The following is a 12,428-nucleotide window of genomic DNA, read 5'->3' on the forward strand; positions in this document are numbered from 1 at the left end:
ATGCGCCGCACACTCCGTCCGGTCCGCCGCACGTCCGGCGGCCGTCCGCCCGGCGACCCGGGGCGCGGCCGGCCGGGCCCCGGCCGTCCCACGTCCGGTGGTTCGGCGTCCGACCGCCCCACGTCCGGCCATCGCGCCTCCGGCCCCCTGGCCAAGGTCCGCTGGACCATCCGGCTCCGGCTGACCCTCCTGTACGGCGCGCTCTTCCTGGTCACCGGCGTGCTGCTGCTCACCGTGGTCTACCTGCTGGTGGCCGGGCGGCCACCGTGGGCCGGTGTCGAGCCGCCCGCTCCGCCGGCCGCTTCCGTGGCGCCCAGCGGCCTCGGCGCCGACGTACCGGCTCCGACGGTGGACCTGGAGCCGTATCTCCAACAGCAGCGCAGCGACTATCTGCGGAAGCTGCTCACCTCCTCCGGGATCGCGCTGGTCCTGCTGACCTTCCTGTCGGTGTGGCTGGGCTGGCTGATGGCAGGCCGGGCGCTGCGGCCGCTGCGGACCATGGCGGACACCGCGAAGGACATTTCGGCCAGCGACCTGCACCGGCGGCTCGGCGCGCCCGGCCCGTCCGACGAGATCAAGGACCTGGCTGACACGTTCGACGCGCTGCTCGACCACCTGGAGGCCGCCTTCGAGGCGCAGCGCAGGTTCGTCGCCAACGCCTCCCACGAGCTGCGCACCCCGCTCACCTTCGAACGCAGCCTGCTGGAGATCACCCTCGCCGACCCGCGGGCGAGCGCCGCCGAACTGCGGGAGACGTGCGTCCGCGTGCTGGGCAGCAACGCCCGGCAGGAGAAGCTGATCGAGGCGCTGCTGACGCTGGCCCGCAGCCAGCGCGGGCTGGACCGGCGGGTGCCGGTGGACCTGGCGGCGCTGGCCGCCGACCACCTGGACCGGCCGCGGGACGCCGACGGCCCGCCCGGTGTGCGGATCGGCGGCGAGCTGGCGCCGGCCGCCGTGCTGGGCGACCCGCCGCTGGTCGAGCGGCTGATCGTCAACCTGGTCGACAACGCGGTCCGGCACAACGTGCCCGACGGGCAGGTGCGGGTGTGGACAGGCCGGTGCGCGGGGCGGCCGGCGCTGAGCGTCCGCAACACCGGGCCCCAAGTCCTCCCGTCCCAGGTCGAACTGATCTTCCAGCCGTTCCAGCGGCTGCGCGCGACCCGGCTCGGCGGCCACGACGGCCAGGGCATCGGCCTGTCGATCGTCGCCGCCATCGCGGCCGCCCACGACGCGGAGCTGCATGCCGAGGCGCTGCCGGAAGGCGGTCTCGAAATCCGCGTCGAATTCCCGCCCGTCGCCCACTGACGCCGCAGGGAATTCCCCTTCTTCTGGACGTCAATATTCCGCTGTCTGGACACTGCGCGGGCCCGCCGCGTTACGGGTATGTTCGCCGCAAGAGCTGCCGCCGCGCGCCCCGGATAACGGTGTGGCCGCGCGGCGTTGTAATTCTTCGGGGGGAGCTCGGCGTGCGCGGAAACCGGAATAGCCGCGGTGACCGGTCGGAACCGACGGGGATTCCGTTGTCGTCCGGCCAGCAGCGGATGTGGTTCGTCAACAGGCTGGAGAACGCGGGCGCCGCGTACACGATGGCCATGGCCGTCCGGCTCGTCGGCGGGCTGCGCACGGCGGCGCTGGAGGCGGCGTGGGCCGATGTCGTCGGGCGCCACGAGGCGCTGCGTACGGTCTTCGCCGAGGCGGACGGGGAGGTCCGGCAGCGGGTGCGGGACGAACCGCCGGCCGGGCTCGGGAACCGCGGTGTCAGCGAGGAGGAGCTGGCGTCCGTCCTCGCCGCCGAGGCGGGCCGGGAGTTCGACCTGCGGGCCGAGCCGCCGTGCCGGGCGACGCTGTACGCCCTCTCCCCACGCGAGCACGTTCTGCTGCTGGTGGTGCACCACATCGCCGTCGACGGGCGGTCCCTGGAGGTGCTGGCCCGCGACCTGTCACGTGCCTACGCCGCCCGGTCGCGGGGCCGGGCGCCGGAGTGGACGCCGCTGCCCGTCGCGTACACCGATGTCGCCCGGCGGCAGCAGGAACTGCTCGGCGCCGGGCAGGACCCGGAGAGTGTGTACGGGCGGCAGCTCGCCTACTGGCGCCAGGCACTGGCGGGCCTGCCCGCCCAACTGGACCTGCCCTGCGACCGGCCGCGTCCCGCCGAGCCCCGGCACGAGGGGAGTGCGGTGCCGGTCCGCATTCCGCCGGACACCCACCGGGCCCTGCTGAGGATCGCGGACGACTGCGACGCCACCCCGCTCATGGTCGTACGGGCCGCGCTCGCCGTCCTGCTCTCGCGTCTGGGCGCGGGGGACGACATCCCCATCGGCTCCCCGGTCGACGGACGGACCGACGCGACGCTCGAAGACCTGGTCGGGTTCGTGGCCAACACCCTGGTCCTGCGGACGGACCTCACCGGAGACCCCGCCTTCACCGACCTGGTGCGGCGGGTCCGCGCCACCGGCCGGGCCGCCGAGGCCCACCAGGACCTGCCCTTCGAACACCTCGTCGGCGTGCTCAACCCGGACCGCTCGCTGGCCCGCCACCCGCTGTTCCAAGTCCTGCTGGTGATGGAGGACTCGCCCGGCTCCGCCTGGGACCTGCCCGGCCTGACCGCCGTACCGGAGCGGGTCGGCATCGAGGCGGCGCGCGACGACCTGACGTTCGGCCTCTTCGACCTCTACCTCAACCTCACCGAACGCCACGACGCGGACGGCCGGCCCGGCGGCATCGACGGCGGGCTCTGGCACAACGCGGCACTCTTCGACCGGGAGACGGCCGCCCTGCTGGCCGCCCGGCTGACCGCGGTCCTCGCCCGGCTCACCGCGGACCCGGTGCTGCGGGTGAGCGAGACCGGCGTCCTGCTCGACGGCGAGGAAGCGCGGCTGCTCACCGAGGTGAACACCGGCCGGGCGGCCGCCCCGGACACGACCGTCCCCGCACGGTTCGCGGAGGTCGCCGCCCGCTTCCCGGACGCGGCCGCGATCGTCTCGGACGCGGACACCCTCACGTACGCGGAACTCGACGCACAGGCGAACCGGTTCGCCCGGTACCTGCGCGCCGGGGGAGTGGCGCCGGGCCACCGCGTCGGCGTCGTGCTGCCCCGCTCCGCCGGACTGGTCGTCGCCCTGCTGGGCATCGCCAAGGCCGGAGCGCTGGCCGTACCGGTGGACCCGTCCTACCCGGCCGAGCGGGTGCGGTACCTGCTGGAGGACTCCGCCCCCACGCTGGTCGTGAGCGGGGAGGAGGCGCCGCGGGAACCCCTCCTCCGGGACTTCTCGGCCGCGCCGCTCCCGGTGCGGATACCGACGGGATCGGGCCTGTACGTGATGTACACCTCCGGATCGACGGGCACACCCAAGGGCGTCACGGTCACCCACGGCAACGTCACGGCGCTCGCCCTGGACACGTGCTGGGGCGACATCGGCACCGGGCGCGTCCTCTTCCACGCCCCGCACGCCTTCGACGCCGCCACGTTCGAACTGTGGGTGCCGCTGCTCAACGGCGGGTGCGTCGTGGTGGCACCGGAGACGGAGCTGACCGGGAGCACTCTGGCCCGGCTGGTCGCCGCCCACGCGCTGACGGCCGTGCACGTCACCGCCGGGCTGTTCCGGCTGCTGGCCCAGGAGACCCCCGACTGCTTCACTGGCCTCCGGAACGTCCTGACCGGCGGCGACGTGGTCCCCGCCGAAGCCGTCGTCCGCGTCGCCGAAGCGTGCCCGGACGTCACGCTGCACCACCTGTACGGGCCGACGGAAATCACCCTGTGCGCCACCACGTACACCGTCCCCCCGGGAGCGCGGGCGCCCGCGGTGCTCCCGATCGGCGGCCCGCGCGACGGTGTACGGGTCTTCGTCCTGGACCGGGTCCTGCGCCCGGTGCCACCCGGCGTCGCCGGTGAACTGTACGTCGCGGGGCGGGGCGTCGCCCCCGGCTACCTGAACCGCCCCGCGCGCACCGCGGAACGCTTCGTCGCCTGCCCGTACGGCGGCGGGCGGATGTACCGCACCGGCGACCTGGTCCGCTGGGACCGCTACGGCCGCCTGGTCTTCCTGCGCCGCGCCGACGACCAGGTGAAGGTCCGGGGCTTCCGGATCGAGCCGGCCGAGGTCGAGGCCGTCCTCGGCCGGTGCCCCGGCGTGGACCAGGCAGCCGTCGTCGTCCGCGAGGACCGGCCCGGCGACAAACGCCTCGTCGCCTACGTCGTCGGTGACGCGTCGGGCGTACGGGACTTCGCCGCCGAGCACCTGCCCGACCACATGGTCCCCGGCACCGTCGTCCCCCTCGACGCCCTGCCGCTGACGGCCAACGGCAAGGTCGATCGGGCCGCGCTGCCCGCCCCCGACCACGCGGCCGCCATCTCGGACCGCCCGCCCCGCACCCCGCAGGAACAGACCCTGTGCCGGCTCTTCGCCGAGGTCCTGGGCCTGGACCGGACCGGCATCGACGACCGGTTCTTCGACCTGGGCGGCGACTCCCTGCTGGCCATGCGGCTGATCAGCAGGGCCCGTACCGCCCTGGGCGTCGAGATCCCCCTCACCGTGCTGTTCGAGTCGCCCACGGTCGCGGGTCTGGCCGGGCTGCTGAGCGAACTGGGCACCGGGCGCCCGCGCGTGGTCGCGGCGCGGCGGCCGGAGATCCTGCCGCTGTCGTTCGGGCAGCAGCGCATGTGGTTCGCGAACCGGCTGGAGGACACCGGCGCCTACAACATGGCCATGGCCGTCCGGCTCACCGGCAGCCTGGACCTGCCCGCGCTGCGCGCCGCCTGGGCGGACGTGATCGCGCGCCACGAGCCGCTGCGCACGGTCTTCCCCGAGCGGGACGGCATACCGCGCCAACTGGTCCTGGACGGTGACCGGACGGAGCCGGGACACTCACCTGGCACTCCGGACCTGCCGGTCCTCCCCGCCGACGAGGCGTCACTCGACACCGTACTGGCCGAGCACATCGGCCGCCGGTTCGCCCTCGACACGGCGCCGCCCCGGCGGGCGACCCTGTTCGCCCTGTCCGCCGACGCCCACGTACTCCTGGTGGTCGTGCACCACATCGCCGCCGACGGCTGGTCGATGGGCATCCTGGCCCGCGACCTGTCGACGGCGTACACGGCGCGGAGCGCGGGGCGCGCGCCCGACTGGGCGCCCCTGCCCGTCCAGTACGCCGACTTCACCCTCTGGCAGCACGCACTCCTCGACAGCGGCAACAGCCTGCTCGACACCCAGCTCGCCCACTGGACCGAGACCCTGGCCGGTCTGCCGGACCAGCTCGAACTGCCCACCGACCGGCCGCGCCCGGCCACGGCGAGCCACCGCGGTGCCGCGCTGCCGTTCACCGTCGAAGCCCGGACGCACCAGCGGCTCGGCGCCGTCGCCCGCGCGTGCGACACCACCTTGTTCACCGTCGCGCAGGCCGCGGTCGTCCTCCTGCTGTCCCGGCTCGGCGCGGGCGAGGACATCCCGCTCGGCACCCCCGTCACGGACCGCACCGACGAGTCCCTGGACGGCGTCGTCGGGTTCTTCCTCAACACCTTGGTGCTGCGGACCGACGCCGGCGGCGATCCGACCTTCGCCGAACTGGTGGCACGAGCCCGGGACGCCGACCTCGCCGCCTACGCCCACCAGGACCTCCCGTTCGAACACCTCGTGGAGGCGCTGAAGCCCGCCCGTTCGCCCGCCCGGCACCCGCTGTTCCAGGTGCTGCTGGTGCTGGAGGACGAGCTGCACCCCGCGTGGGACCTGCCCGGCCTCGGCGCGGCACCGGTCCCGGTCGCACCGGCCACGGTCGAGTTCGACCTGGTCTTCGGCCTGGGGGAACGCCCTGACGGCATCGGCCTCGACGGCTACCTGGAGTACGCCACCGACCTCTTCGACCCGGACAGCGCGCGAAGCCTGGTCACCCGGCTGCTCGCGGTGCTCGACCAGGTCGCCGCCGATCCGGGACTGCGGGTCGGCGAGGTCGAACTGCTGGCCCCGGCGGAGCGGCGACGGCTCGTCACCGGCGTCAACGCCGGGGCGGCGGACGCCGGCGGCCGTACGGTCCTCGGCCAGTTCGACGCCACCGTGCTGCGGTCCCGTGCCGACGCCGCCGTGACGGCGGGCGCCACCTCGCTGACGTACGGCGAACTGGACGCGCGGGCCAACCGGTTCGCCTGGTACCTGCGTGCCAAGGGGGTGGCTCCTGGTGACCGGGTGGGTGTGGTGCTTTCGCGGTCGGTGGAGCTGGTGGTCGTTCTGCTGGGTGTGGCGAAGGCGGGGGCGGTGTTCGTGCCGGTGGATCTGTCGTATCCGGTGGAGCGGGTGCGGTGGTTGCTGGCGGATGCGGCTCCGGTGCTGGTGGTGGGGGAGTCGGAGGTGTGCGAGGCGGCGCTCGGGTCCTTCTCGGCCGATCCGCTGCCGGTGGGGGTGTCGCCGGAGTCGGCGCTGTATGTGATGTACACGTCCGGGTCGACAGGTGTGCCCAAGGGCGTGGTCGTTACGCACGGGGGTGTGGCGGGGCTGGCGCTGGACTCCTGCTGGGGTGACATCGGGCCGGGCCGCGTCCTGTTCCATGCGCCGCATGCCTTTGACGCTTCGACGTTCGAGCTGTGGGTGCCGTTGCTGAACGGCGGGTGTGTGGTGGTGGCGCCGGAGACGGTGGACCTGGCAGGCGGCACGCTGTCCAGGCTGGTCGAGGAGTATGCGCTGACGGCCGTCCATGTGACGGCCGGCCTCTTCCGGGTGCTGGCGCAGGAGACCCCCGAGTGCTTCGCCGGTCTGCGGCATGTCCTGACCGGCGGCGACGTGGTGCCCGCCGAAGCCGTCGCCCGGGTGGCCGAGGCGTGCCCCGGCGCCGAGATCCGCCACCTGTACGGGCCGACCGAGACCACCCTGTGCGCCACCGCACACGTCATCGGTCCGGGGGCGAAGGTGCCGCCGGTGCTGCCGATCGGCGCGCCCCGGGACGGCCTGCGGGTGTTCGTTCTGGACGGCTTCCTGCGGCCGGTTCCGGTGGGTGTCGCCGGGGAGTTGTACGTGGCCGGACGAGGTGTCGCGCGGGGGTACCTGGGGCGTGCGGGGCTGACCGCGGAGCGGTTCGTGGCGTGCCCGTACGGCGGCGGGCGGATGTACCGGACGGGCGACCTGGTGCGCTGGGACCAGGATGACCACCTCCTCTTCCTGGGCCGGGCCGACGACCAGGTGAAGATCCGCGGCTTCCGCATCGAACCGGCCGAGGTCGAGACCGTCCTCGGGCAGTGCCCCGGCGTCGAGCAGGCCGCCGTCGTCGTACGGGAGGACCGGCCCGGGGACAAGCGTCTGGTCGCCTACGTCGTCGGGGACGCCTCCGGGACACGGGACTTCATGGCCGAGCGACTGCCGGACCACATGACTCCGTCGGCCACGGTCGTCCTGGACGCGCTGCCGCTGACGGCCAACGGAAAGGTCGACCGGGCGCTGCTGCCCGCCCCCGATCACGCAACGACGGAATCGTCGGCTCGCGCGCCCCGCACCCCGCAGGAACAGATCCTGTGCCGGCTGTTCGCCGAGGTGCTGGGGCTGGAGGTGGCCCGGGTCGGCATCGACGACGGCTTCTTCGACCTGGGCGGGGACTCTCTGCTGGCGACGCGGCTGGCCAGCCGGGTCAAGGGCGCGCTGGGTGCGGAAATCCCGGTGCGGGCGCTGTTCGAGGCGCCGACGGTCGCCGGGCTGGCCGGGCGGCTGGACGAGTTCGAGGCCGTACGGCCCGTGCTCGTACCGGTGGACCGGCCCGATCCGCTGCCGCTGTCGTTCGGGCAGCAGCGGATGTGGTTCCTGCACAGCCTCGAAGGGCCGAGCGCCACCAACAACATTCCCCTCGCCGTCCGGCTGAACGGAGAGCTGAGCGTCACGGCGCTGGAGGCAGCCTGGGCCGACGTCGTGGCCCGGCACGAGACGCTGCGCACCCGCTACCCCGAGCACGGCGACGGCGCCCGGCAGGACATCGTGGCCGCCGCCGAGGTGCCCGTACACCTCGCCACCGTCCGGATCGCTGCGGACGAGGTGGAACAGGCGCTGGCCGCCGGTGTCACGCAGGGCTTCCGGATCGAACACGAACTTCCGTGGCGGGTCAAGCTGTTCGAGGTGGCGCCCGCCGAGCACATCCTGCTGATCGTGGTGCACCACATCGCCGCCGACGGCTGGTCCATGGGCGTCCTGGCCGACGACCTGGCGACCGCCTACACCGCACGGGCCGCAGGCCGCGCGCCCGGCTGGACGCCGCTGCCCGTCCAGTACGCCGACTTCACCGTCTGGCAGCGCGACCTGCTCACCCAGGACACCCCGGACGGCCTGTTCGGCAGGCAGGCCGCGTTCTGGTCCGAGACCCTGGCGGGCCTGCCGGAACACCTGAAGCTGCCGTTCGACCGGCCCCGCCCGCCGGTGGCGACCCACCGGGGAGCGTTCCTGCCCTTCACGGTGGACGCCACGGCGCACCGGCGCCTGGCGGAGATCGCCCGTGAGTGCGATGCGACGCTGTTCATGGTCGCACAGGCCGCCGTCGCCGTGCTGCTGTCCCGGCTCGGCGCCGGGGCGGACATCCCGCTCGGCACGCCCGTCGCGGGCCGCACGGACGAGGCCGTGGACCATCTGGTCGGCAACTTCCTCAACACGCTGGTGCTGCGGACGGACGTCGGCGGTGACCCCTCCTTCACCGAACTGGTCGGCCGCGTACGGGAGACCGACCTCGCCGCGTACGCCCACCAGGACCTGCCCTTCGAACACCTGGTGGAAGTGCTGAACCCGGTCCGCTCGCTGGCCAGGCACCCGCTCTTCCAGGTCGCCTTCGCCCTCCAGAACGCACCCGAGACGCACTTCGACGCCCCGGGGCTGGAGTCCCGTCCGGTACCGGTGCAGATGTCCACTTCAAAATTCGACCTGTCGGTCCTGATGTGGGAACGCCGGGACCCCGACGGCGCCCCCGCCGGCCTGGACTGCTACCTGGAGTACGCCACCGACCTCTTCGACCCCGCCACGGCGGAACGGCTGGTGGCCCGGCTGCTGCGGGTCCTCGACCAGGTCACCGCGGACCCCGCCGTACGGGCCGGGGCGGTGGACGTGCTCGGTGCCGACGAGCGGAACCGCGTCACGGCGGCGGCAGCAGCACACCGGGCGGGCACCCGGGACACGACCGTGCCCCAGCGCTTCGGACGGGTCGTCGCCCGGCACGGCGACGCCGTGGCGGTGGAGTCCGCCGACGGCACGCTGACCTACCGGGAACTGGACGCGCGGGCCGACCGCTGTGCCCAGTACCTGTACGCGAAGGGCGTCACCCCCGGCGACCGGGTCGCGGTGCTGCTCGACCGCTCGGCGGAGCTGGTCACCGTACTGCTCGGCATCGCCAAGGCGGGCGCGGCGGCCGTGCCCGTCGACACGGCGTACCCGGTCGAACGGGTGCGGTTCCTGCTGGAGGACGCCGAACCCGTCCTGGTCATGACGCGTGCCGAGGTGGCCGAGGCGCTGCGGTACTTCCCGGCCGTCCCGCCGCCCGTGAAGGTCACGCCGGACACCGGGCTGTACGTGATGTACACCTCCGGCTCGACCGGGACGCCCAAAGGGGTCCTCGCGACGCACGCGAACGTCACCGCCCTCGCCCTCGACCCCTGCTGGCACGGCATCGGCGGCGGACGGACGCTCTTCCACGCCCCGCACACCTTCGACGCGTCCACCCTGGAGCTGTGGGTGCCGCTGCTCAACGGCGGGTGCGTGGTCGTCGCGCCGCCGCTGGACCTGGACGGGGAGACGGTGGCCCGGCTGGCCGACGCGCACGCGCTGTCGGCCGTCCACGTCACCGCCGGGCTGTTCCGGGTGCTGGCGCAGGAGACGCCCGACTGCTTCAAGGGCTTCCGGCACGTGCTGACCGGCGGCGACGTGGTGCCCGCCGAGGCGGTCGCCCGGGTCACCGAAGCCTGTCCCGGCGTCACCGTCCACCACCTGTACGGGCCGACCGAGACCACCCTGTGCGCCACCACCCACACCCTCGCACCCGGAACGGCAGCACCGTCCGTCCTGCCGATCGGACGCCCACGCGACGGCGTGAGCGTCTTCGTCCTGGACCCGCTCCTGCGCCCGGTGCCCACGGACGTGGCGGGCGAACTGTACGTCGCCGGGGAGGGCGTCGCGCGCGGGTACCTGGGCCGGGCGGCGCTGACCGCCGGACGGTTCGTGGCGTGCCCGTACGGCGGTGGGCGGATGTACCGGACGGGTGACCTGGTGCGCTGGGACCGGGACGGAAACCTCGTCTTCCTCGGGCGGGCCGACGACCAGGTGAAGATCCGCGGCTTCCGCATCGAACCGGCCGAGGTCGAAGCCGTCCTTGGCCAGTGCCCCGGCGTGGACCAGGCCGCCGTCGTCGTACGGGAGGACCGGCCCGGGGACAAGCGCCTGGTCGCCTACGTCGTCGGAGAAGCAGACGGCGTACGGGAGTTCGCGGCCGAGCGGCTGCCGGACTACATGCTTCCCGGCGCCGTCGTCACCCTCGACGCGCTGCCCGTCACGGACAACGGCAAGGTCGACCGGGCCGCGCTGCCCGCACCCGACCACGCGGCGGCGTCCGGGAGGCGCGCGGCCCGCACCCCGCTCGAAACGTTCTTCTGCGGCCTCTTCGCGGACGTCCTCGGGCTGGTGACGCCGGACGCGCGTACCGGCCCGCCCGTCCCGCGGCCGGACGTCCGGCCCCCGGACGTGCCCCGTCCGGACGTGCCGGAACCGGTCGTCCCGCGCCCGGCCGGCCCGGACTCCGGTGTCCCGAGGCCCCCGGCAGCCCCCATGCCCCCGGCGGCGCCCGAAGCCCCGGCCCCGACCGTCGGCGCCGACGCCAACTTCTTCGAACTCGGCGGCGACAGCATCATCTCCTTGCAGCTCGTCGCCCGCGCCGCCCGGGCCGGGTACCGGATCAGCGCGACGGACGTCTTCCAGCACAAGACCCCGGAGGCCCTCGCCCTCGCCGCCCGCCCCGTCACGGAGGAGGAGACCCGGCACGACGACGGCGACGGCCCCGTCCCCCTCACCCCGGTCATGCGGCAGCTCGCCGACCGGCAGGCCCTGGCCGGGCCGCTGCACCAGACCGTCATGGTCTGGACCCCCACCGGCCTGACCGCCGCCGACCTGACCACCGCCCTGCAAGCCGTCCTGGACCACCACGGCGCCCTGCGGCTCCGCCTCGGCCCCGACGACACCGGCGCTCTGCACATCCGGCCGCCGGGTTCCGTCCAGGCGGCGGACCTGCTGCGGACCGTACGGCTGCCCGGACCGGCCGAGCAGATCACGGCGACGATCGTCCGCGAGCAGTGCGCCGCCGCGACCGGCCGCCTCGACCCACGCTCGGGCACCGTCCTGCAAGCCGTCCGGTTCGACGCGGGCTCGCACCGGCCGGGACGGCTGTTCCTCGCCGCCCACCACCTGTGCGTGGACAGCGCCTCCTGGCGCATCCTCCTCGACGACCTGGCGCTCGCCTGCGAGGCGGTCCGGGCGGGCACCACCCCGGCCCTGCCACCGGTCCGTACGTCCTTCCGCCGCTGGGCCGAACTGCTGCGGCAGGCCGCCCACGACCCCGCCCGCACCGCCGAACTCCCGCTCTGGCAGCGGGTCGGGGCGCCCGCCGCCCCGCTGCTGCCGACCCCGCCCACCGGGCCGGGCGGGTCCGGGGAACTGCGCATGACCCTGGCCCCCGACACGTCGGCAGCCCTGCTCACCACCGTCCCGGCGGCCTTCCACGCCGAGGTCACCGAAGTGCTCCTCGCCGCGCTGGTGCTCGCGGTCGCCGACTGGCGCGGCCGTCCCGGAGCCGTCCTGGTGGACCTCGAACGGCACGGCCGCGAAAGCGGCCTCGCACCCGGTACCGACCTGTCCCGTACGGTCGGCTGGTTCACCAGCGTCCACCCGGTCCGGCTCGACCCGGGCGGCACCGAACCCGGCGCCCGCTCCGGCGACCCCGACCCGGGGACCGTACTCAAACGCGTCAAGGAGCAGCTCAGGGGACTGCCCGAGCACGGCATCGGCCACGGACTGCTGCGCCACCTGAACGCGCGGACGGCCCCGGCCCTGGCCGGACTCGCCACCCCGCCGCTCCTGTTCAACTACCTCGGCCGCGTCCCCGCCGCGGACGAGCGCCGGACGGCCACCACCGCGTGGACCGCCACCGGCGACGCCCACCCGCCCGAAGGCGTACGCACCCACCCGGTCGACCTCGACGCCCGCACCGTGGACACCGACGACGGGCCCCGGCTGACGGCCCACTGGGCCTGGGACCCGGCAATGGTCTCGGAGGCCGACATGCGGCGTCTCGGCCATGCGTGGTTCCGGGCCGCCGAGGCCCTGGTGGCGTGCGCCGCGCAGGCGGACGCGGGCGGCCGTACCCCGTCGGACCTCGACCTCGTCGCCCTGACGCAGGACGACATCGACCAGCTCGAAACGGAATGGGGAAAGTAG

At 74.3% G+C, this 12,428-nt stretch carries 2 protein-coding genes; both read left to right on the forward strand.

Annotated features, from left to right (window positions below; translation table 11 throughout):
* Positions 1 to 1,305: an ATP-binding protein gene (locus tag AB0A97_RS21995; protein WP_361152493.1), complete on the forward strand. Its 1,305-nt coding sequence runs from the start codon at positions 1 to 3 to the stop codon at positions 1,303 to 1,305.
* Between the two features lie 215 nt (positions 1,306 to 1,520).
* Positions 1,521 to 12,428: an amino acid adenylation domain-containing protein gene (locus AB0A97_RS22000; protein WP_361152495.1), complete on the forward strand. Its 10,908-nt coding sequence runs from the start codon at positions 1,521 to 1,523 to the stop codon at positions 12,426 to 12,428.

The organism is Streptomyces sp. NPDC045470, from assembly GCF_040646595.1.
Classification (GTDB): domain Bacteria; phylum Actinomycetota; class Actinomycetes; order Streptomycetales; family Streptomycetaceae; genus Streptomyces.